Here is a 20,948-nt window from a genome sequence, read left to right on the forward strand (position 1 = left end):
CGAGGGCCCTCGCCTCTCATGTACGCAGACAACTCGGCGTACCGAAGGGACGACTGCACGCACTGGGCTACTGGAGAGCGACGTGATCGGGGCCTCCCGATCCACATGGACCCGGACCAGGTTCGTTCACGCTCCGCCGACGGGCGAGGAGCGGCCACGCCTTCAGGGGAGGACCTCACCCATGGGCCTGCCGGTCATCGACTCCTACGCCATGCCCGACCGCTCCGGCGTCCCCCGGTCGTGCGTCCCGTGGACGATCGATCCGTCCCGGGCGGCACTGCTGATCCACGACATGCAGAACCACTTCGTGAGCGCTTTCCCGCAGGGCCGCTCCCCCGTCGTGGAGCTGATGGACAACATCGTCGCCCTGCGCGCGCTCGCGGGCACGCTCGGGATGCCGGTCGTCTTCAGCGCCGAGCCACCGGCGCAGCCCCCCGGCCGGCGCGGCCTCCAGGCGGACGTCTGGGGGCCGGGCATCGGAGACGACCCCGAAGCCGCCGCCATCGTGGAACCACTCACCCCGCGACCCGGCGAACATCTGCTGTCCAATGTGCGCCACAACGCGTTCCTGCGCAGCCACCTCGGCAGACTGCTGCGCTCCACCGGCCGCGATCAGCTGATCGTCTGCGGTGTGTACGCGCACCTCGGCATCCTGCTGACCGCCGCGGACGCCTTCATGAACGACATCCAGCCGTTCGTGGTCGCCGACGCGGTGGCCGACTTCTCGGCGGAGGAGCATGCGATGGCTCTGCGGTGGGCGGCCCGCAGCGGCGTGGTGACCACCACCGACGGACTGCTGCGCGATCTCCTGCTCAGCGGGGCGGCCCGCGAGACGTGACGGCCGGGCCGGCTCGTCATTCCCTCCCGGGTCGCTGACAAGTCGGGCACGGCTCTTCGCGGCCTTGCGAGCCGATGAAGCTGCCCCAGCCGTCGCAGGCGTGGCAGCCACGGGCGAGAGCGAGATCGATGCGGGACGCGGGGCGGGGAGCGTTCGGGTTGGCTTCGTGGGCCATTACAGGGAAACTCCTCAAGCAAGCGGTACACACATATGTACCTTTTTCCGCATAAATATGCAAGAGGTATGGGGGCATCCACCGCGAAAGGGGCGGGAAGTGGACCGGACCGTCAGGACCTGCGCAGGCCGTAGACGACGGTCTTGTCGTCCTCACCGGTCCGGGTGAAACCGGCACGGGTGACGACGGCGTGCGACGGAGCGTTGCCGTGATCCACGGTGGCGCGCACCGCGACCGTTTCCGGCCTGCCGAAGGCCCAGGCGACCAGCGCGCGCAGCGCTTCCGTCGCATAGCCGTTGCCCCGGGCCGACTCCACCAGGTCGTAGCCGATCTCCGCGTGCCCCTCGGCGTCGGGGGCGGCGTGGAAGCCGATGCCGCCCACCGCCAGGCCGTCAGCGGCTCGGACGATGGCGTACGGGCCCCAGCCCGGGCGGTGGGTGCCGGCCTCGCGGGCCTTGACGACCATGCCGCCGGCGAACCGGGTGCCCTCTTCCGGCCCTCCCTCGATCCAGGCGAAGCCGCCGCTGCCGCCGCCGTGCAGGTCGGCCGCGACGACCGGCGAGACCTCGCACAGGACGAGGCGTTCGGAGCGGATCGGCTCGGCGTACCAGCGCCAGGCGGACAGCCGGGGCAGACCGTCGAGCGGGATACGACCGGTGGCCCACAGCAGGGTCCGCCAGGGATCGCCGTCGCGGGGGGCCTGCGGGAAGAGGCGGTCCAGCACGCGGGCGGCGAGGTGCGCCGGCGGCTGCCAGTCGTCCGCTCCGAAGGCCCGCAGGATGTCGTACGTGTGGAGCAGGCCCTCGACGATGCCCATCGCCGCGAAACCGTCCGCACCCGCCATGCCGTAGGGGTGCCAGGCCCGTACGCCGGCGGGGGTGGTGGCGACGGCGGCGGACAGCAGCCTGCCGGTCGCCTCGATGGTGTGGATCAGACCCTCGGGCGCGGTGCCGGGGTCGGGGACGATCTCGAAGGGCACATAGTCGTCGGTGGCGCGGCCGGTCAGCTGCGCCGCGTAGGCCGTGTAGTCCCCCGCGATGTGGACCGCCGTGTCGTAGCAGCTCCACTCGAGCCCCGCCGCCGACGCGGCCCAGTCCTCCCCCACCACACTCCGCAGAGCCGCCGTGGTGACGGCCAGCATGTCGTCGATGTCCCGTGCCCCCGTGATCGCCATGAGGGCGACCTTAAGCCCCGTCGGCCGAGGGAGCCAGCGAATTGCCGCGCGGCCGGCAACCGGACGCGGCGAGGAAGGAGCCGGTCGGATCGCTTGACGCGTGGGGCACCCACGCCCGCCGTCCTAGGTGTGGTCGCCTCACGGGCGCCACTCCCCCGGCCCGAAGCGGTGCGCGCGTGGGCCGCGAACGCAAGGTGTGTGCCAGGTGTGGCCCTACGGGCACGACAGCCCGACACGGAGGGGGGCTTGACCGGGGCGGGGCGCCGACCCTGCGGCAGACGTGACATCACGGACTCAACGGCCGGGCCGCGGCTGCCGCTTCACGGCTCGGCGTACGAACGCGAACGCGAACGCCCAGCACCAGGGCGTGTTTCGGAAGTCCCGTCTGGCCGGCCGGGCGGACGACGCCACTTTCGCAACACGCCCTAGACCGGTCCTTCGCCTTTCGCCAGCATCCGGACGGCCCTTTCGAGCCGGGTCCGCCTGGCTTCCGCGGTGGGGGCCTGGAGCAGCGGCAGGATCACCAGGTAGCGCCCCGTGCGGTCGAGCGCCTCGAAGACCTTCCTCGCGTCGGGGTTGGCGTCGAGTGCCGCCGTGAGGTCGTCGGGCACGGTCGCGGCCCTCTGCGACTCGTAGGCCCTCTCCCACCGGCCGTCCGCCTGGGCCTTGCGCACCTCGGCCAGTCCGGGTTCCCGCATCCGGCCCGCGGCCTTGAGCGCGGCGACCTTCTCCACGTTCACCCGGGACCACAGGCTTCGGGGGCGGCGCGGCACGTACTTCTGGAGGTAGTGACGGTCGTCCAGCGAGCGCCGCTGACCGGAGATCCAGCCGTAGCACAGCCCAATGTCGACCAGTTCGTCGTCGGTGACCGTTGGAATGCCCGACTTCTTCTTGGCGACTTTGACCCATACGCCTTCGTGGCGCGTGTGGTTGCGGGCCAGCCAGTCCTCGAACGACTCGGCGTCCGGGAAGGCGACGATCTCCACTCCGTCGAGCTCATCCATGGGCTCACCCTAACCCCGGTGTGCGCGCGGCCGGTCCGGAGGACGCTCGCATAGGGTCTGCCCATGCTGGACGGGATCGACGACATCGACTGGGGCTCTCTGGAGCATGCCTACGGGCCGGCCGACGACGTGCCGCCACTGCTGCGTGCGGCAGCCTCGGACGACCCGGAGGAGCGGTCCGAAGCGCTGGACGAGCTGCACTCCTCGCTCTGCCACCAGGGCTCGATCTATTCGGCGACGGCCGCCGCTGTGCCGTTCGTGGCCCGGCTTGCGCTGCACGGGCCGGGCGACCGCAGGGGTCTGCTGTGGCTGCTGGGCGGCGCCGCCGGCGGTCACGGGCGGGAATGGGCCACGGTGCGGCGCGCGGTCGCCGAGGCCCTGCCGTCCCTGCTGGGGCTCGCGGCCGACGAGGACGGTGACGTGCGGCAGGCGATGGTGTGGCTGATCGCCGCGTGCGGTGACCACTCCGTACCCCTGCTGCCGCTGCTGCGGGCCCGGCTCGGCGAAGAACAGGACGCGCAGGTACGGGCGGACGTGGTCACCGCCCTCGGACTCCTCGATGTGTCGGACGAGGCCCGCACCGTGCGGGGGCGGGCCCTGCTGAAGGACCCCGAGCCGCTCGTGCGGGTGGCCGCGGCGACCGATCTGCTGCGTACGGCGGCGCTGCCGCTCCCGCTGGACCTGGTGGACCACGCGCTGGACGACGCCGCCGGTGAGCCCTCCTCCGGAGGCGCCCAGTGGCCCGACCACTACCGGCCCGTGGAGGAGCGGCTGCTGGACGACGCGGACGCGGCGCTGTACGCCCTGACCCGCGGAGCACCTCTGGCCGAGCGGATCACCGAGGTGTGGCGGGACCGGGAGCGGGACGTGTTCCCCTGGCTGGTGGCCGCGGTCGAGCACCCCCATCACCTCCGCGGCCTCGCGACCGAGGCCGCGGCGCTGCCCGGCGGCGAGCCGGCCCCGTGGCTGGAGCGGCACCTGCGCTCGTCGTCCACGCCGATGCGGGTGGCCGCGACCCTCACCGCCGTGCGGCTGCGGACGCCGGACGCGCTCGGCTTGGTCACCCGGCTGATGGTGGAACACCCCGGCGAGGAGGGGGTGGCGGATGTCGTGCGTGCGGCGGTGGAGGTCCACGGAGCGGCGGCCGGGCCGGTGGCCGAGCTCGTGGCGGAGCGGCCGCGCGCCGAATGGGCCGACGTCCTGCGGCACTTTCCCGGCCTGGCCGCCGGGTGCCAGGAGCGGTTGATCGGCCTGCTCCCCGCTTCGGCCGGCGTGCTGGCCTCGCTCGGTCCGGCGGCCGGTGACGAGGTGCGGCGTGCGCTGCTGCGACGGGCCCGGCGCGGCGACCTGTCCGCCGCCGTCGGGTACGCCCGCGTCACCGGCGACCCGTCGTGGGCCGTGCGAGCCCTGCGTACGGCACTGGAGGGGCCGGACGCGGCGGGGGCGGTGGCGGATGCCGGACGGCTCGGTCCGATGGCGGCAGAGCTGCTGCCCCAGGTGGAGGCAGTGGCGGCGAGCCCCTGGTGGGACACCCGGGCGACGGCCGCGCTCGCGATCTGGCGCATCACGGGCCGCACACAGGACACCGCGCCCGTTCTGGGGGCCCGGCTCGCGCGTGCCCGTCACCTCTATGCGAACCACCTCGAATGGCTGGGAGCGCTGCACGACATGGCCGTGCTCCCGCCGGCGGCCCGCGCGGCCGTGGAGAACCTCGCCCATTCCCCGCGGCGCGTCATGTCGCCCGACCTCCTCGGGGCGGGTGAGCCGCACCCCGACAACGAGGCCAGGGCGCTGGCGCGCCGGCTGCTGGCGAGGGCCGGCGCCACCCGGTGAGTGCGCGAGCCGCCCGCGCCGCCGCACGGATCATGTCAGGGACCCTCACCGACCTGGAGAAGGCCGCCGCGCAGACCGACCAGCCCTGACACCGCGTCCTCGCCACACCGCCCGCACCCGTCCCGCGCCAGAAACGAGTGATCGCCCATGTTCCGTCGCCCCGCCCATGTCGCGATGGTCGGCGTCCCCATCGTCAGCCATGTCCTGCCCAGCCTCGGGCTCATCCGTGAGCTGGTGGCCCGCGGGCACCGGGTCACCTATGCCAACGACCCGTTCGTGGCCGACCGGATCGAGTCCGCCGGCGCGGAGCTGGTGCCCTGCACCTCCACGTTGCCCGTCGCGGACAACGACTGGCCCGCCGATCCCATCGCCGCGGCGAGCCTCTTCCTCGACGACGCCGTCCAGGCGCTCCCGCAACTGCGCGCCGCCTACGACGACGATCCGGCCGACCTGTACCTCTACGACATCGGCGCCTATGCCGCGCGCGCCCTCGCCGAAGCCCAGGGCCGCCCCCTCGTGCAGCTGTCCCCGACGTTCGTCGGCTGGGACGGCTACCAGGAGGACGTCGCGGGGCATCTGAGGAAGCTGCCGGGCGCCGCCGCGTACCAGGACAGGTTCGCGCGGTGGCTCTCCGACTGCGGGGCGACCACCTTGGACGTGGACACGTTCTCCGGCCCGCCCGCCCGGGCGCTCGCCCTCATTCCGCGAGCGATGCAGCCACACGCCGATCGAGTCGACACCGGCACGGTGACTTTCGTAGGCCCCTGTTCCGGCACCCGAGCGGACACAGACCGGTGGACACGCCCGGCGGCCGCGACCCACGTGCTGCTGATCTCGCTCGGCTCGGCGTACACACACCGGCCCGCGTTCTACCGCCAGTGCATCGCCGCCTTCGGCGACCTGCCCGGCTGGCATGTCGTACTCCAGATCGGCAAGTACACCGACCCCGAAGAACTGGGCACCGTCCCGGCCAACTTCGAAGTGCACTCCTGGGTCCCACAGCGGGCGATCCTCGAACAGGCCGACGCCTTCGTCACCCACGCCGGCATGGGCGGCTGCGGTGAAGGGCTCCTCGCCGGCGTTCCCATGATCGCCGTGCCGCAGGGAGCCGAGCAGTTCATGAACGCCGACCGGCTCGTGGAACTCGGCGTAGCCCGCCGTGTGGACACCGCTGACGCCACCGCCGAAACCCTCCGCACGGCGCTGAACCACCTGGTCACGGATCCGGAACGCGCCGTCCGATCCAAGCAGTTGCAGGCCGCCGCCCGAGCCGAGGGCGGCACCCCGCGGGCTGCCGACCTCATCGAGAACATCCTGGGCGTGCGCGTGCGTCCAGAACGGTGTTGACGTGGGCCGGGGCGGACTGGACCAGCTGGAGGGCAAGCGCAGGTAGTCGCGGACGAACGCCCAACTCGCCTGCTTCGGAAGCGTGATGGGTGATGGCGGATGGGTGATGGGTGATGGGTGATCCCCGAACGGCGGGACGCGTCCCGGAGATGCGCTCGCCGGGCGACACACCAGGACGCCAACACCGCAGGTAAAGTCGGTACCCGGACGAAAGTGGCCACCCCGGAGGGATGTGCATGGCCGACCAGGCTTCATGGACGCGATCCGCCGATACCGACCCTGAACTGGCCTGTCCCGTAGGGCCGGTCGTCGACATCGTCTTCAGCCGGTGGACCACACCGATCCTGTGGACCCTCCACACGCACGGCCGACAGCGCTTCGTGGAACTGGAACGCCGGATCGACAGGATCACCCCGAAGGTGCTGACCCAGCGACTGAGGCAGCTGGAACGCGACGGCATGGTCGTCCGCACCTACCATCCGGAAGTCCCGCCGCGGGTCGAGTACGAGATCAGCGAGCTGGGCCGCACCCTCGCCCCCCTCTTCGCTCACCTCGCCGAATGGACGGCCACCCACCTCGACGACGTCGAGCGGGCCCGACAGGACTACGACTCCGGGCCGGACGCCGGCCCGGGACCGGGCCCCCGGCGCTGAGAGCCGGCCTCGATGCCTGCGGCGACCGGCAGATGGTCACTGCCGGTGGCGGGCAGGGTCCAGACCTCGGTGACCGTGACCGAGCGGGCCTTGACGTGGTCGATCCGGGACAGCGGGAAGGACGCCGGCCAGCTGAACGCGAAACTGTCGCGGGCGGTGGCCATCCGTGAGGTGACCGGGGCGAGTCCGCGGTCGTCGGCCGTGCTGTTCAGGTCGCCCAGCAGGATCACCCGTTCGAGCTTCTCCCGGGCGACGGCCTCGCCCAGCAGGCGTGCGCTCTCGTCCCGCGGAGCGGAGCCGAAGCCGCTCGCCCTGATACGGACCGAGGGCAGGTGGGCCACGTACACGGCGACGTCACCCCACGGTGTGCGGACGGCGGCCCGCAGGCCGCGCCGCCAGCCCTCGCCGATGCCCGCCGGCTTGATGTCGAGGGCGCGGGCTTCGATGAGCGGGTACCTCGACCACAGCCCGACGGTTCCCTCGACCGCGTGATGCGGATACTCGGGGGCCAGGGCATCCCGGTAGGCGGGCAGCGCGGCGGGGGTGAGCTCCTCCAGGGCGATGAGGTCGGGGGCCGGGGCGGTCAGGGCGCGCGCCGTGCCCGCCGGGTCGGGATTCTCGTCGCTGACGTTGTGCTGGACCGCCACGATGTCGTGCGGGCCGTGCCGCTCGGCCAGCAGGAGGGGACCGAACTGGTGGGCCCAGACGGCGGCGGGCAGTGACAGGGCCACCAGCGCGGTGGCCGAGCGGCGCAGCAGGGCGAGGACGAGCAGCGGGGGGACGGCCAGGCCCAGCCAGGGTAGGAAGGTCTCCAGCAGGCTGCCGAGGCGGCCGGGCGAGTTGGGCACGGCGGAGTGGAAGGCCGTCAGGCCGGCGGTGAGGACCGCGACCGAGGCGAGGACACGACCTCGCGCCCAGCGGGACCGGCTTTCCGTCCGCGGGCGCGGCTGCCACCACCGGCGTGCCGCCGTTCGCGGCGGTCCGTGCCGCTGCCGGCCGGACCGCGGGCCGGACCGCGGCGGTATGTCGGTGTCCAGCTGATCGGCCACGTCCCACTCCTTCGCCCTGGACCGTTCCTCGCCCTCCTCGGCCATGAGCACGACGTGCACGGTAGGACGCCGAAAGGAGGTGATCGGGTTCCGGCTACGGCGGCGGGGTCGCGGACGGATCCGTCCGCGACGCGGATCACATGGGGAAGGAGAGCAGCCGCACCTCGCCGGCGGGCCGCTCGACGCCGTCGCGCAGCGGAGTCCACATGGTCCTCAGCGGCATGACGACGGGGCCCGCCGGGCTGCTCGACGGGGACGTCCCCGTCCAGGAGGTGCCGGCCGAGGCGCGGGTAGAGAGCGGCGGGCGGCGGAAGAGCGGCGCGGACGGCGGGCCCGTGGTGCGGGCGTGGTCGAGGGCGACGGCCACGCCTCCGACGCCGATGGCCGCGTGGGGGCGCCCTCGATCGACAGTGGCAGTCTCAGGAGGCCGGCGTGGGCGACGAGCCTGCCGTCCCGCCTGATGCCGAAGTGATCACCCTTGGGCAGCCATGTCATTTCCCGTGTGCGCGACGCCGAAGGGGTCGGGGCCGTCGCCGAGGATCTCGCTCTGCTCGGTCGCGGTGTACTGCGCCAGGCGCTCCACGGCCGGCTCGGCCGCACCCTGATGATCAGTCATTCATCCGTGATCCGTCGTGCCGCCCGGCCCTCGAGCGGCGGGGCTCCCGGCTCGCGCCGGGCGGCCGGGCTTCCGCCTCCAGGCCGTCCTCCTGGACCCGCAGCGCGAGGTCGATCTTGGTGTAGGCGGGGCGGCCGACCTGCTGGTACTTGTCCTTCACCCGGTCCAGGTAGTACTTGGCGGTGTTCGGGCTGATCCCTGCACGGCGGGCGGTGGCCTTGAGGGTGAGGCCGGAGGCGTACCCGAGGAGGACCTCCAGTTCCTTCGGTGAGAGCCGGGGCCGGCCGGGGCCGGTGTCGTGGGCCCAGGCGAAGGCCAGTTCCGGCGAGTGGGCCGTACCTCCGGCGGCGACTTCCCGCAGGGCGCGGACCAGGGTCTCCAGGTCGTGGTCCTTGGTCAGGTAGCCGTCCGCGCCCGCCGCCGTCGCGGAGACGATCCGGGAGCGGTCGGCCACCGTGCTGATGATCAGTACGCGGCTGCCGGCCGCACGCAGCCGGCGGACGTTGGCGGCGGGCTGCGAGCCGTCCTTGAGGAGCAGATCGAGGAGTACGACGTCGGCGGGCGCGACCGGCGACTGCGAGGCCGGTTCCCGCGGCGGGGCCGGTGGGCCGGCCAGCAGTTCGTCGACGGTGGCGACGGTGGCGACGAGGCGGATCCCGGGGACCCCCGTCAGCCAGGAACGCAGGCCGTCGAGCAGCATCCGGTCGTCGTCGACCACGGCTACGGTGATCATCCGGGCCAGCGCAGTTCGATACGAGTGCCTTCACCGGGCGCACTGTCCACTTCGGCGGCCCCGCCTATCTCGCGCATACGGTCGCACACGGAGCGGCGCAGGCCGAGGCCGGTGCCGTCGAGGCGGTCGGGGTCGAAGCCGGCGCCCCGGTCGACGACGGTGACGACGACATGGCCGTCGTGGCCGGTGGCCGTCAGGTAGGCGTGGCCCGTTCGGGCGTGGCGCAGGACGTTGTTGAGGGCCTCGGTGACGGCGTCGCCGAGCGCGGTGGCGACACCGGGCGGCACGGTCGGCAGGTCGTGGTACTGGGCGGTGACCCGCAGCTCCAGGTCCTCCGCCGCGTGGACGGCGCTCTCCAGGGCCGCCCCGACCTCCGGGTTGGCCCCGACGCCGTCGGCGTCGGCGCTCTGCTGGACGAGCCTGCGCAGATACGCCGCTTCACGCTCGCAGCGCTTGCGCACCTGGGGCGAGTTGGCGTCGACACGGCCCGCGGCGATGGTCGTCAGGGTGGCCAGGACCGTGTCGTGCAGCGCCCGGTGGTGGGCGATCCGCTCGGCGTACCGGGCGCGTTGGGCCTCGGCCGTCAGGGCCTTCTCGGTGGCGGCGTCGAGGAGGTTGCCCTGGCGCCGCAGATACCACCAGAAGACGGACGTCATGACCGCCGAGGAGACGACGGCGTTGAGGTGGCCGCCGACGACGGCCATGCCCGCGTCGGCCATCCGGTAGCCGACGACATGGGTGACCGCGATGAGGAGGACGGCCGTGACCGCGGTCCAGCGGTCGAGGGCCACGGCGGCCACCCCACTGGCCGAGCCCCCGAGCAGCATGATCCAGGCGATGGACGGGGCGTCCCGGGTGCCGGCCCAGGCGTAGGCGACGAACGGGAGGACGCAGCCGGTGACGAGCACGTCGGCGGCCACGGTGCCCGGCCGGAACCAGCCCCTGGCGCGGGCGGTGCCCCACACCAGCGCGCTGCAGCCGACGGCCACGGCCAGCACGGCCCACGAGACCGGCCGGTCGCGCTGGTGCTGACCGACCGCGAACAGACCGACCATGAGGTGGCTGCCGCGGTACAGCAGTGTGGCCATGACCAGGAACGACTGCGCGCGCTGGAGTCCCGAGCCGATCCTCATCCCCTGTCCCCTCCACCCGCGCAACCCACCCGAACTGGTGGTACTGCCGCACTCCGGCACCCACTAGCGTCGTGACCCGGGGTCATCAGATCACCACACCGCCCAGGGCGGCCCACGCATTCGGGAAACGGGGGCCAAGGTGGCTCGAATCGCGCGCTGCGGACGGGGTGGTGACGGGGGCTGACGGCCCCGGTCGCAGAGCAACGGGGGAACGGGGGTAACGGGGGGTGGGGAGCGGACGCCCGGTGGCAAGGGAGGCCACCGGGCGTGCCGTGCGGTCAGTGCCCATGGGGGGAGAGCATCCCGGCGAGTACGGACCTCAGATCCTCCCCCGGCCGTGCGCGGAGGGGACCGGCCAGCCGGACCGCGTCGTAGTGCCAGTGGTGGTCGAGATCGGGGTGCACCTCGTCGGTCTCCCTGATCTCGCTGTCGCTGCCGAGCAGTTCGGTCAGTACGCCGGCGAGCTCGCGCCACGAGACATGGCCGCCGACGGCGTTGGCGACCCCGTGCACGGGTGTGTCCACACACGAGGCCACCGCCCGCGCCAGGGCGGCCGCGTGCACCCAGGGGGCGCCGTACCAGTCGTGGCCGTGGGTGCCCGGCCGGGGCAGTGCGATCGGCCGACCGTCGCTCGCGGCCTGGTAGAGCAGTCCGGTGGAGCCCCAGCGCAGCTGGTCGCGCAGCCGGTCGTGCGGCCCCCACACGATCGGTGAGCGTACGGCGCTCGCGCCGCCCCTGCCCTCGGCGCCGGCCGCACGGAGCAGCAGCCGCTCGCAGTCGAGCTTGGCCCGTCCGTACGGGCTCAGCGGCTCGCCGGACGGCGATTCCTCCGTGACCCGCCGGGGGGCGGGGTGCCCGTAGGCGTCGACGCTGCTGACGAAGACGAACGGGCCGCGCCGCCAGGCGCCGGCCATGGCCTCCATGGCCGCCACGTCGACGTCGGGCCGGGTGAAGGTGCTGGCCGCGTGCACGACGGCGGCCGCGCTGGAGACCGCCGCGCGCAGACCGTCCAGGTCGGTGAGGTCGCCCTCGACGACGTCCACGCCGTCACCGTCGACGAGGTGAGCGGATTCGGGGCGGGCCAGGGCCAGCACCGGGCGGCCCCGGGCGGCGAGTTCCCGCAGGACGAAGGCGCCGACGCCGCCGGTGCCGCCGGTCACGAAGACCGTGCCGGTACGGGCACGGCGCGGGCCGAAGGAGCGCTCCGACCGCCGCCGGCTCGCTGCGGATGCGGCCGCGGACCGCTCTTCCTCGCGGGTGTCGAGGAGGGCGGTGATCGCCCTTGGTGTGCGGGCCTGCAGGATGTCCAGCCCGGTGAGGGGCAGTGTGAGCGCGCCGCGCAGCCGTTCGGCGAGCTGGACGGCGATCAGGGAGTGGCCGCCGAGGACGAAGAAGTCGTCGTCCGGGCCCGGCCTGGTGCCGAGCAGCGCGGTGAACCCTTCCGTGACGGCGTCGGCGCGGGGACCCTCCGGTGCGGCGGGGACGGGCGCCCCCGGCAGGCGGAGCGCGTCGACGGCGCCGCCTTCGGTACGCGGCAGGGCGTCCAGGAGCATGACGGCCGCGGGGAGCCGCCCGGGGGGCAGTAGGGTGCGCAGCCGGGCGCGCAGCTCGGCCGGTGAGGGACCGCCGATGTCGCGGAGCACCGCGTACGCCAGCGTGGGCCCGTCGGCGGGTTCGAGTACGGCGGCGTCGGCCACCTGGGGGTGGGCCAGGAGCGCGGCCTCGGCCGGGTGGGCGGCGGCCCGTTGGGCTTCGGTGGCCGGGGCGGCGCCGGACGGCCGCGCCGTGACGGTGACCTCGCCGGGGAGTTCGGACAGGCGGAGGGCCGGGTCGGCCGCGACGGCGGCGAGCAGGGCGGCGTGGTGCTCCGCGAGCCGGGCCGCCGTTTCGTCGTCCAGGGCGGTCCGGCTGTACTGGACGAGGGCGGTGGGTCCGGCGGTCTCGTCTCGCGGTGCCGGCCCGTCGGGCTCGTCCCCCTTCGCGGGTCCGGCGTCCTCCGGTGGGGTGTCCAGGCCGAAGGACAGGTCGAACTTGGCCCCGGAGACGGCCACGTCGACGTACTCCGCCACGGTGTCCGGCAGCCTCAGCACGGTCGGGGCGCCGAGGACGTCGGCCGTCACGCGGACGAGCGCCGTGCCGTCGCTGTCGCGTGCGGCGGCGCCGAGCCGTTCCAGCATCAGGTCGAACGGCACATCGGCGTGAAGCTGGGCCTCCAGCAGGGCTTCCCGTACGCGCTCCAGCAGGACGGTGAAGGCGGGGTCGCCGGAGGTGTCGACCCTGATCGGGAGGGTGTTGACGCACAGCCCGACCAGTCCGCGCATGGCCGTGCCGCGGCGGTGGGTGGAGGCGATGCCGATGACGAGGTCGTCCGCGCCGGTGAAGCGGTGCACGGACGCGAAGGCCGCGGTGAGGGCGACGGTGAACAGGGTGGCGTGGTGGCGCAGTCCGAGGTTCCGCAGGGCGTCCGGGACGCTCCGGTCGAGCGGGACGGCGCGGGTGCCGGCGGGCTTCTCGGCCGTGCCGGCGGGGGCGGGCAGGCGCAGGGGTGCCGCGCCGCGCAGGCGGCCGGTCCAGTGGCTCAGGCCCTGTTCCAGGCGGTCGGCCGCCGCGTGCTCGCGCCGTGCGAAGTCCGCGTACTGAGGCGGCCGCGGCTGCGCGCCGGGCGTCGTCGCGCCCTTCGCGGTCCCGCCTGTGGCGGCGGCAGCGTACCGCTCGGCGAGTTCCCGCGCGACCGTCTCCAGGGAGCCGCCGTCGATCGAGATGTGGTGGAAGGTCAGCAGGACGGTGTGGTCCTGCTCGCCGTGCCGGAGGACCAGGGCGCGCGGGAGGGGCCCGGCGGCGAGGTCGAAGGGGCGGCGCGCCTCTTCGGCGAGCAGTGTCGGGGCGTCGCCCTCGTCGGCCTCCACCACGCGGACCTCGACCGGGGCGGGTGCGGGGAGCACCTCCTGGTACGGCTCGCCGTCCCGCTGTCCGTACCGGGTGCGCAGGATCTCGTGGCGTTCGACCAGCGAGGTGAGGGCGGTTGTCAGGGCGTCGGTGTCGAGAGGGCCGTACAGCCGGGTGGCGAACGGCACGCTGTACGAGGCTCCGCCGTGGCCGAGGCGGTCCATCAGCCACATGCGGCGCTGTGCGTGGGACAGCGGGGCGGGGCCGTGGTCCGCGGCCGTCCCGGTCGCGGCAGGCGGGGCGGCGTCGGGGCCGGAGCCGGGCGTCGGGCGGTCGGAGCCGCGGGCCGCGCGGGCGCGGCGGAGCAGTTCCCGCTGGAGGGCGAGGGCCGCGGGTGTGTCAGTGGCCATCGGGGTTCTCCGTGACGGTGTCGGGGTGCAGATCGGTGTGGGAGGCGAGCAGGGCGCGCTCCACCAGGGAAGCCTGGGCGGCCACCGTCGGTTCGGCGAAGAAGTCGGCGAGGGACAGTTCGACGCCGAGTTCCTCGCGGAGGTCGTCGGTGACGCCGAGGGCGAGCAGGGAGTGGCCGCCGAGGGCGAGGAAGTCCGCGTCGGGCCGGGTGACTTCGCGGCCCAGGGAGCGGCTCCACACCTCGGCCACGGCCTGCTGGAGCGGGGTCATCGGCTCGGTCGTCTCGTCCGGTCCGGCCGGGGTGACGAGCTCCGCGAGGGCGCGGCGGTCCACCTTGCCGGAGGAGGTGAGCGGCAGGTGGTCGACGACGGTCAGTTCGTCGGGCACGAGGTGGGCGGGGAGGGCGTCGGCGAGCCGGGCGCGCAGTGCTTCGGGCCGGGGCACGGGGCCGGGCGCGGCCACGACGAACGCGGCGAGCCGGGCGTCGTCGGGTGTGGGGCGGTGGACGGCGACGGCGGCGTCGTCGACCCCGGGCTGCTCGCGCAGGGCGTGCTCGATCTCTCCCGGTTCGATGCGGAACCCGCGTACCTTCACCTGGTCGTCGCGGCGGCCGTGGAAGTCGAGGATGCCGTCGGGCCGCAGGGAGACCAGGTCGCCCGTGCGGTAGACGCGGCCCAGCCGGGGGTGGTCGACGAAGCGTTCGGCGGTCAGGCCGGGTTGTCCGGTGTAGCCGAGCGCGAGCCGGCTGCCGCCGATCCACAGTTCACCGCGCTCGCCGTCCGGTACGTCCCGGCCGGTGTCGTCCAGCACATGGACGGTGGCACCGGCGATCGGCCGGCCGATGGGCACCTGCCCGTCGCAGTCGGCGTCGGTGACCCGGTGGGTCGTGGCGAACGTGGTGGTCTCGGTGGGGCCGTAGCCGTTGACCAGTTCCAGCCACGGGAAGGCCCGTAGGACCCGGCGGGCGTGCCTGGCGGCCAGCGCCTCGCCGCCCACGACGACGGTGCGCAGGAGCGCGAACACCCGGGAGCGGCGCACGGCCAGCTGGTGGAAGAGGGCGGTGGTGAAGAACGCGACGGTGACGCCGTGGCGTTCGACGTGCCGTGCCAGGTCCTCGAAGGAAGGACGCTCCACGGTGCAGACCACCACGGCGGCGCCGTTGGCCAGTGCGCCCCACACTTCGAACGTGGAGGCGTCGAACGTCATGGGCGAGTGGAACAGCACCCGGTCGCGCGGCGTGAGGGTGACGTAGGACGGGTCGGCGACCAGCTCGGCCGTCGCGCGGTGCGGGACCGCCACGCCCTTGGGCCGGCCGGTGGAGCCGGAGGTGAACATGATGAACGCCGCGGCGTCCGCGTCGTGTCGGGGCTCCGGCATCGACGGTCCGTCGTCGGTGAGCAGCGGTTCGTTCGGCACGGCGAGGGTGGGGCCGCTGAGCCCGGCGGACTCCAGGAGTTTGCCGTCGCCGATCGTCAGCGTCACCCCGGCGTCCGCGGCCATGGCCTCGACACGGGGGCGGGGGTGCGCCGGGTCGAGCGGGACGCAGGTGGCGCCCGCCCACCACAGGGCCAGCTGGGCGACCACCGTGCGGGCGGAGCGCGGCATCAGCAGCGCCACCGCGTCGCCGGGCCGGACCCCGTGCCGGTGGAGGTGCGCGGCGAGTGCCCGGGCGGAGGCGACGAGCTGGGCGTAGGTGAGGGTCGTGTCGCCGTCGGCCACGGCGAGGGCGTGCGGGGTGTGCGCGGCGTGCCGGGCGACGAGCGCGGGCAGGCCGGTCACCGGGGTGTCGCCGCCGGCGTGGTCGCCGGGCCGGGAGACGTGGTCCGCTCGGGAGACGTGTCCGGTTCCGGGTGCGAAGGTGGTCATGTCAGGCTCCCGCCGGTCGCAGGGCTTGGTGGCGTCGGTCGACGAGGGCGGCGACGGCTCGCAGGTCCGGTTGGCGCAGCAGCTCCGGGGCGCGCAGGCGCACCCCGCTCTCCCGTTCGACGGTTTCCAGGAGTCGTGCGGCGACCAGCGACGTGCCGCCGATCTCGGTGAAGTTGTCCGTGAGTGCCGCTTGCGGCCGGCCGAGCAGGTCGCGTACGGCGCCGAGCACGAGCCGCTCGCCGGGCGTGGCGTCGTCGGGCAGTGCTCCGCCTGCGGGTGCTGCACCGCCGGGGGCGGCGCCCTCCGCGGCGACACTCTCGGTGGCCGCCTGCTGGTTCAGCGCCGCCCGGTCGACCTTGCCGTTGGCGTCCAGCGGGAAGGCGTCCACGAGGCGCACGGTGGAGGGCACGGCCTGCTCCGGCAGCCAGGCCCGTACCGACGACAGCAGGGACTCCGCCGTCGGGGCGGCGCCGTCGGCGGGCCGGACGTGGGCCACCAGGCGGGTGTGGCCCTCGGGCGTGCGGAGTGCGGTGACGACGGTGCCGCGCACGGCCGGGTCCTTCTCGAACGCGGCCTCCACCTCCGCCGGTTCGATCCGTACGCCGCTGATCTTCACCTGGTCGTCGAGGCGGCCGAGGAAGTCGAGCAGGCCGTCGCCGCTCATCCGGACCCGGTCCCCGGTGCGGTAGAGGCGGTCCACGCCCGGGAGGTCGACGCCCTCGGGCGGGGCGGTGAAGCGGCGGGTGGTCAGCTCCGGGTCCAGGTAGCCGAGCGCCAGGCAGCTCCCGCCGATGCGGAGTTCGCCCTCCTCGCCGTGGGCGACGGGGCGTCCGTCCTCGCCGGTGACCACGACGGCCACTCCCGGCAGGGCGACGCCGATCGGCGGCGGGGACTGCCTGTCCGGCGCGGTGCCGGCGGGGCTCATGGCGTGCGTGGTGGTGACGACGGTGGCTTCCGCGGGGCCGTACGCGTTGTGAATGGTCGGGGCGGCCGCGTCGGCCGGGTGCACGCGCATGCGGTCGCCGCCCACCACCAGGTGACGCAGTTCCAGGTCTTCGGGCCAGGGCCGGTCCAGGAGCGGATCGACCATGGGGGTGGCGGCGACGCACACCGTCACCGCGGCGTCGCGCCACCACCCGGTGAGGACGGCCGGGTCCCAGCGGACGTCGTCGGGGGCGGGCACCAGCGCGGCGCCGGAGGTCAGTCCGGCCCACAGCTCCAGCAGGTGCGGGTCGAAGGCGACGCCGATGAGCAGGGACTGCCGGTCGCCGGGCCCGAGGCCGGTCTCGGCGCGGTACCAGTCGAGGAGGGTGCCGAGCGCGGGCTCGGCGACGGCGACCGCCTTGGGCCGGCCGGTGGAGCCGGAGGTGAGGACGGCGTAGAAGGATCCCGTGGGCGCGGGCAGCGCGCCCGGTCCGGGCGGGGCGAACGCCGCGACGACCGTGGCGGCGGCGTTGGCTCCTTCGCCGGGCAGCGGGAGCGCAGTGTGGCCGGCGGCCTCCCGGTGCCGGGGCGGAAGGACGTCGGGCTCGCCGATGAGGCAGACGACGTTGACGTCCTCCGTGACGGTGGCGATGCGCCGCTCACCGGGCCGCGGGCCGAGCGGCAGGTAGACCGCTCCGATCCGGGCGAGCGCGACGGCCGTCACGACGAGGGCGGCGGACCTGTCGAGGCAGACCCCGACCACGTCGCCGGGCCGGACGCGGTCGCGCAGGATCCGGGCGACCGCGTCGGCGCGGGCGTCGAGTTGCGCGTACGTCCAGCTGTGCGGGCCGTCGATCACCGCGGGCGCGTGCGGGGAGCGGCGGACCCACTCCTCGAAGCGCTCCAGTACGTGTGCGGTGGTGGTGGGCCGCTCGGGCTTCGGGCCGTGGGCGATGCTGAGGGTGCGGTGGACGCTCGGGAACTGCGGCGGGTGCTCGGTCATCAGGACTCCGTCGGCGTGGCGGTGGCGGCGGCGGGGGTGCGGGCGGTGAGGGCGCCGGCCTGGTCGGCCAGCACGGGGTGCTGGAACAGCAGGCGCAGTGGCGGGCGTTCGCCCAGGTGCGGCTCCAGCCACGCGGCGAGCTGGGCGGCGAGCAGGGAGTGGCCGCCGGTGTGGAAGAAGTGCGACCGCTCGTCGAAGTGGCCGTGGCCGAGTACCTGGCGCCATCCCTCGGCGAGCAGCGCGGTCATGGGGTCGGCGGGAGGCGCCGGCTCGGCCGGTTCCCCGTCCCGCTCCCCCGCGCCGGGGGCGCCGCCGGTGCCCGCTCGTCCGGCGGTCGCCGTGACCGGCGGTACGGTCGGGGCCAGTTCGGCTGCCCTGCGGCCGAGGGCCGCGCGGTCGGGCTTGCCTCCGGGGAGTGTCGGCATGGTGCCCAGGCGGGCCCAGCGGCCCGGTACGAGCGCGCCGGGCAGTCGACGGCTCAGTTCGGCGTGCAGGGCCTGCTCGTCCCATTCCTCGTCCGCGTCGCCGCCTTCCAGGAAGCCGACCAGGCGCGGTCCGCCGGGGGCTTCGCGGTCCAGGACGACGGCGCAGGACCGGCCGCCGAGGGCCGCGGATGCGGCGGCCTCGACCTCTTCGAGCTCGATGCGGTAGCCGCGCAGCTTGATCTGGTTGTCGCGGCGCCCGAGGAAGTACAGCAGTCCGTCGAGGCCGCGGTAGCCCAGGTCGCCGGTGAGGTAGACCCGCTCGCCGCCGAGGGCGTCGACCTGGACGAACCGCGCGGCCGTGGCCTCCGGGTTGCCGGCGTATCCCTCGGCCAGTCCCGCACCGGCGATGGCCAGCTCGCCGACGGCGCCGTCGGGGAGCGGACGGTGGTGGGCGTCGAGGACGTGGACGCGCTCGCCGGGGAGTTCGGTGCCCAGCGGGATCTCGGTCAGGCCGTCGAGGTCGTCGCGGTCGAGTTCGTGGACGGTGGTGCTGATGGCCGCCTCCGTCACGCCGTACACGTTGAGCACGGTGGCGTCGGTGTCGCTGAGGAAGGCCCGCATGACGTCCGCGGGGAGGCGTTCGCCTCCGAGGACGATCAGGCGCGGGGTCCAGCGGCCGTCGCGGAGGACGGGGCGGGTGTCGTCGCGCGTGGCGAGGAAGTAGCTGGTGGGCAGGTTCGCGACGGTGACCCGGGCGGCGGCCAGGAGTTCGGCCAGCTCGGCGCCGGTGGGCACATCGCGCTCGGGGACGACGACGCAGGCCCCGGCGTGGAGGGAGGGCAGCACTTCCTCCAGTGCCACGTCGAAGGACGGCTGTGCGAAGAGGAGCACACGGTCGCCGTGGCCGAGCCCGAAGCGCTCGGCGGTGCCGGTCATGTGGTTCGCGAGGGCGGCGGGCCCGACGGCGACGGGCTTGGGGATGCCGGTCGAGCCGGAGGTGTGGATGATGTAGGCGGTGCCGGGCACCGGTTCGGCCGCCCGTGCCCGCGGCAGGACCGTGGCGTCGACCGGGGCGGTCGGGAGCCCTTCGGGAACGGTGACGCCGCTGTCGGCGGTGGAGGCGGGGGTCAGGACCAGAGCGGGCCCCAGCCGGTTCAGCAGCAGTTCCAGCCGGGCCTGTGGGTCGGAGGGCGACAGGGGGCAGTAGACGGCGCCCGTCCTCAGGCAGGCCAGCAGGGTGACGATCGAGTCGGCGCCGCGGGGCAGCACGGCGGCGACGGGCTGCCCGGCGGTCACTCCGGCCGCCGTCATCCGCTCGGCGAGGGAGGTGACCCGGGCGTCGAGTTCGCCGTAGGTGACGCGGCGGGCGCCGACGAGGAGGGCGGGCAGGTGGGGGTCGTGCATGGCGAGCGGGTCGGGGACCGGGCCGGCCGGGGTCCCCGGGCCGGCGTCCGCCGTGGTCGGGGCCGGCTCGGGGGCCGGGGGCGGGGCCAGGTCCGCCAGGAGGGTTCCGGGCGCGTCGAGATACGCCCGCAGGAGGTCCACGAACCGCCCGGCGAGCAGCTTGGCGACGTCCTCGCCGAACATGTCGGCGTCGTAGTCCCACACGAGCGTCATGCCGCCCACGCCGTGGCGGGGGCCGACGCCGCGCCGGTCGTCCGGCAGGAGCACGACGTCGAGGTCGAACCGGGTGGTGCCGGTGTTGAACCCCTCGAACAGGCTGATGTCCAGGCCGGGCACGTCGATGTCGGGCAGTTCGGCGTCGTGCGCGCTGAACATCACGCTGAACAGCGGGTTGTCCGCGCCCGACGTGTGCAGGCCCAGCGCGCGGGTGAGTTCCTGGACCGGCACCTCCTGGTGCGGCAGGGCGCGGATGAGGGTGTCGGTCACCTCGTCCATCGTCTCCTCGGCCGGGGCGGCCGGGTCCAGGGTGAGGGGGAGCGGGATGGTGTTCACGAACATGCCGACGGCGTCCTCGAAGCCGCGCGGGCGGTTGCCGACCGCGGTGCCGATCACCATCTGCGAACGGCCGCTGTGCCGGCGCAGCAGTTCGGCGAAGAGCCCGAGGAGGGTGGCGAAGGGGGTGAGGCCCCGGTCGCGGGCGTGGTCCCGCAGCCGCTGCGCGAGGTCGGCGCCTATCGACTGGCGCAGTTGGCCGCCGTGGTGCCGGCGCCGTGCCCCGGGCCGGGCGAGTCCGGGCAGCGGCATGTCGTACGACACGTCGCGCAGTGCGCGGGCCCAGAATTCCAGACCGGGCTGCCGCTCGGCGGCGCGCGCGTCGGTGGCCTGGCCGCGGATGTGGTCGGCGTACGAGGACGCGGTGGGCAGTGCGACCGGTTCACCCAGGACGTGGCCCCGGTAGACGGTGAAGACGTCACGCAGCAGGATCGCGAACGAGTGGCCGTCGTGGATCAGATGGTGCTCGACGTGGACGAGCCGGTGGTGGCCGTCGGCCAGCCGTATGAGCGTCCAGCGCAGCAGGGGTGCGTCGAAGGTGTCGAGAGGGGTCTCGGCCTCGCCGCGCAGCAGTTCCTGGAACGTGGTCTCGGGGTCGGCGTCCTCGCTCAGGTCCACCGTGCGCAGGCGCGGCGCGCAATTCTCGGCGACCCGCTGGCCGGGCATCGCACCGGGTACGGCAACGAGTTCGAGGCGCAGGCCGGGGTGGCGGCCGAGGGAGGCGGCCAGCCCGTGGCGCAGCGCGTCGGTGTCGAGCGTGCCCCAGAGGTCGAGGACGGCGGTGAAGTTGTAGGCGCGGCTGCCCGGCTGCACTTGTTCGTGCAGCCAGACGATCTCCTGCGAGGAGGAGAGGGGAAGCATGGGCGATCCCTGAGGTTGTGGGTCTCGTGGTGTCGGGTCGGCCGGCGGGTGCCGGGTGGGC

At 74.2% G+C, this 20,948-nt stretch carries 15 protein-coding genes; 4 read left to right on the top strand and 11 right to left on the bottom strand.

All coding sequences use genetic code 11. The annotated features are described in order from the left end of the window. The first annotated feature begins 181 nt into the window (after positions 1–181). The gene (locus tag ACY34K_RS30120; RefSeq protein ID WP_462752738.1) at positions 182–838 is read left to right on the top strand and encodes an isochorismatase family protein; all 657 of its coding nucleotides are present in this window, start codon (positions 182–184) and stop codon (positions 836–838) included. Positions 839–1,125: 287 nt separating this feature from the next. Here ACY34K_RS30120 and ACY34K_RS30125 read toward each other — a convergent pair whose 3' ends face one another. Together ACY34K_RS30125 and ACY34K_RS30130 are read right to left on the bottom strand one after the other, a co-directional pair. Beyond that, positions 1,126–2,187 (bottom strand): GNAT family N-acetyltransferase, encoded by a 1,062-nt coding sequence (locus tag ACY34K_RS30125; RefSeq protein ID WP_462752740.1) that lies wholly within the window; start codon positions 2,185–2,187, stop codon positions 1,126–1,128. 425 nt (positions 2,188–2,612) lie between these two features. Next, positions 2,613–3,191 (bottom strand): YdeI/OmpD-associated family protein, encoded by a 579-nt coding sequence (locus tag ACY34K_RS30130; protein ID WP_462752742.1) that lies wholly within the window; start codon positions 3,189–3,191, stop codon positions 2,613–2,615. A 63-nt stretch (positions 3,192–3,254) separates the two neighbouring features. On the opposite strand from ACY34K_RS30130, the gene ACY34K_RS30135 reads away from it, so the two are divergent. The 3 genes from ACY34K_RS30135 to ACY34K_RS30145 all read left to right on the top strand — a co-directional run bounded on the left by ACY34K_RS30135 (position 3,255) and on the right by ACY34K_RS30145 (position 7,024). After that, positions 3,255–5,024, top strand: a complete 1,770-nt coding sequence (locus tag ACY34K_RS30135) for a HEAT repeat domain-containing protein (protein WP_462752744.1) — start codon at positions 3,255–3,257, stop codon at positions 5,022–5,024. Between the two features lie 147 nt (positions 5,025–5,171). Beyond that, entirely contained in the window at positions 5,172–6,371 is a 1,200-nt protein-coding gene (locus ACY34K_RS30140; RefSeq protein WP_462752746.1) for a macrolide family glycosyltransferase, read from the top strand. 230 nt (positions 6,372–6,601) lie between these two features. Beyond that, positions 6,602–7,024 carry a winged helix-turn-helix transcriptional regulator gene (locus ACY34K_RS30145; protein WP_462752747.1) on the top strand — a complete coding sequence of 141 codons (423 nt, stop codon included), beginning with the start codon at positions 6,602–6,604 and terminating at the stop codon, positions 7,022–7,024. On the opposite strand, the gene ACY34K_RS30150 is transcribed toward ACY34K_RS30145, so the two are convergent. The 9 genes from ACY34K_RS30150 to ACY34K_RS30190 all read right to left on the bottom strand — a co-directional run bounded on the left by ACY34K_RS30150 (position 6,976) and on the right by ACY34K_RS30190 (position 20,887). Then, positions 6,976–8,124, bottom strand: coding sequence for an endonuclease/exonuclease/phosphatase family protein (locus tag ACY34K_RS30150; RefSeq protein WP_462752749.1), 1,149 nt, complete (start codon positions 8,122–8,124; stop codon positions 6,976–6,978). The two genes, ACY34K_RS30145 and ACY34K_RS30150, sit on opposite strands and share 49 nt — an antisense overlap. An 85-nt stretch (positions 8,125–8,209) precedes the next feature. Further along, the gene (locus tag ACY34K_RS30155; protein ID WP_462752751.1) at positions 8,210–8,440 is read right to left on the bottom strand and encodes a hypothetical protein; all 231 of its coding nucleotides are present in this window, start codon (positions 8,438–8,440) and stop codon (positions 8,210–8,212) included. Between the two features lie 105 nt (positions 8,441–8,545). Then, entirely contained in the window at positions 8,546–8,689 is a 144-nt protein-coding gene (locus ACY34K_RS30160; RefSeq protein ID WP_462752753.1) for a hypothetical protein, read from the bottom strand. Then, on the bottom strand, positions 8,682–9,422 hold the full coding sequence (locus tag ACY34K_RS30165) for a response regulator (RefSeq protein ID WP_462752755.1): 741 nt from the start codon (positions 9,420–9,422) through the stop codon (positions 8,682–8,684). The genes ACY34K_RS30160 and ACY34K_RS30165 overlap by 8 nt, the downstream gene beginning before the upstream one ends. Next, on the bottom strand, positions 9,419–10,555 hold the full coding sequence (locus ACY34K_RS30170) for a sensor histidine kinase (protein WP_462752757.1): 1,137 nt from the start codon (positions 10,553–10,555) through the stop codon (positions 9,419–9,421). Before ACY34K_RS30170 ends, ACY34K_RS30165 begins: the two co-directional genes overlap by 4 nt. A 278-nt stretch (positions 10,556–10,833) precedes the next feature. Further along, positions 10,834–13,851 carry a condensation domain-containing protein gene (locus tag ACY34K_RS30175; RefSeq protein WP_462752759.1) on the bottom strand — a complete coding sequence of 1,006 codons (3,018 nt, stop codon included), beginning with the start codon at positions 13,849–13,851 and terminating at the stop codon, positions 10,834–10,836. Continuing rightward, positions 13,841–15,718, bottom strand: a complete 1,878-nt coding sequence (locus ACY34K_RS30180) for an amino acid adenylation domain-containing protein (RefSeq protein ID WP_462752761.1) — start codon at positions 15,716–15,718, stop codon at positions 13,841–13,843. Before ACY34K_RS30180 ends, ACY34K_RS30175 begins: the two co-directional genes overlap by 11 nt. A gap of 1 nt (position 15,719) precedes the next feature. Continuing rightward, entirely contained in the window at positions 15,720–17,645 is a 1,926-nt protein-coding gene (locus ACY34K_RS30185; protein WP_462752763.1) for a non-ribosomal peptide synthetase, read from the bottom strand. Continuing rightward, the gene (locus ACY34K_RS30190; protein ID WP_462752765.1) at positions 17,645–20,887 is read right to left on the bottom strand and encodes a non-ribosomal peptide synthetase; all 3,243 of its coding nucleotides are present in this window, start codon (positions 20,885–20,887) and stop codon (positions 17,645–17,647) included. The genes ACY34K_RS30185 and ACY34K_RS30190 overlap by 1 nt, the downstream gene beginning before the upstream one ends. Positions 20,888–20,948: the final 61 nt, after the last annotated feature.

Source organism: Streptomyces sp. STAM6 (assembly GCF_054963715.1).

What these genes read in the sequence shown, in the direction of transcription:
- ACY34K_RS30120 (WP_462752738.1), top strand. Translation starts at nt 182, where the DNA reads ATGGGCCTGCCGGTCATCGACTCCTACGCCATGCCCGACCGCTCCGGC.
- ACY34K_RS30125 (WP_462752740.1), bottom strand. Translation starts at nt 2,187, where the DNA reads ATGGCGATCACGGGGGCACGGGACATCGACGACATGCTGGCCGTCACC.
- ACY34K_RS30130 (WP_462752742.1), bottom strand. Translation starts at nt 3,191, where the DNA reads ATGGATGAGCTCGACGGAGTGGAGATCGTCGCCTTCCCGGACGCCGAG.
- ACY34K_RS30135 (WP_462752744.1), top strand. Translation starts at nt 3,255, where the DNA reads ATGCTGGACGGGATCGACGACATCGACTGGGGCTCTCTGGAGCATGCC.
- ACY34K_RS30140 (WP_462752746.1), top strand. Translation starts at nt 5,172, where the DNA reads ATGTTCCGTCGCCCCGCCCATGTCGCGATGGTCGGCGTCCCCATCGTC.
- ACY34K_RS30145 (WP_462752747.1), top strand. Translation starts at nt 6,602, where the DNA reads ATGTGCATGGCCGACCAGGCTTCATGGACGCGATCCGCCGATACCGAC.
- ACY34K_RS30160 (WP_462752753.1), bottom strand. Translation starts at nt 8,689, where the DNA reads ATGACTGATCATCAGGGTGCGGCCGAGCCGGCCGTGGAGCGCCTGGCG.
- ACY34K_RS30165 (WP_462752755.1), bottom strand. Translation starts at nt 9,422, where the DNA reads ATGATCACCGTAGCCGTGGTCGACGACGACCGGATGCTGCTCGACGGC.
- ACY34K_RS30170 (WP_462752757.1), bottom strand. Translation starts at nt 10,555, where the DNA reads ATGAGGATCGGCTCGGGACTCCAGCGCGCGCAGTCGTTCCTGGTCATG.
- ACY34K_RS30175 (WP_462752759.1), bottom strand. Translation starts at nt 13,851, where the DNA reads ATGGCCACTGACACACCCGCGGCCCTCGCCCTCCAGCGGGAACTGCTC.
- ACY34K_RS30180 (WP_462752761.1), bottom strand. Translation starts at nt 15,718, where the DNA reads ATGACCACCTTCGCACCCGGAACCGGACACGTCTCCCGAGCGGACCAC.
- ACY34K_RS30185 (WP_462752763.1), bottom strand. Translation starts at nt 17,645, where the DNA reads ATGACCGAGCACCCGCCGCAGTTCCCGAGCGTCCACCGCACCCTCAGC.
- ACY34K_RS30190 (WP_462752765.1), bottom strand. Translation starts at nt 20,887, where the DNA reads ATGCTTCCCCTCTCCTCCTCGCAGGAGATCGTCTGGCTGCACGAACAA.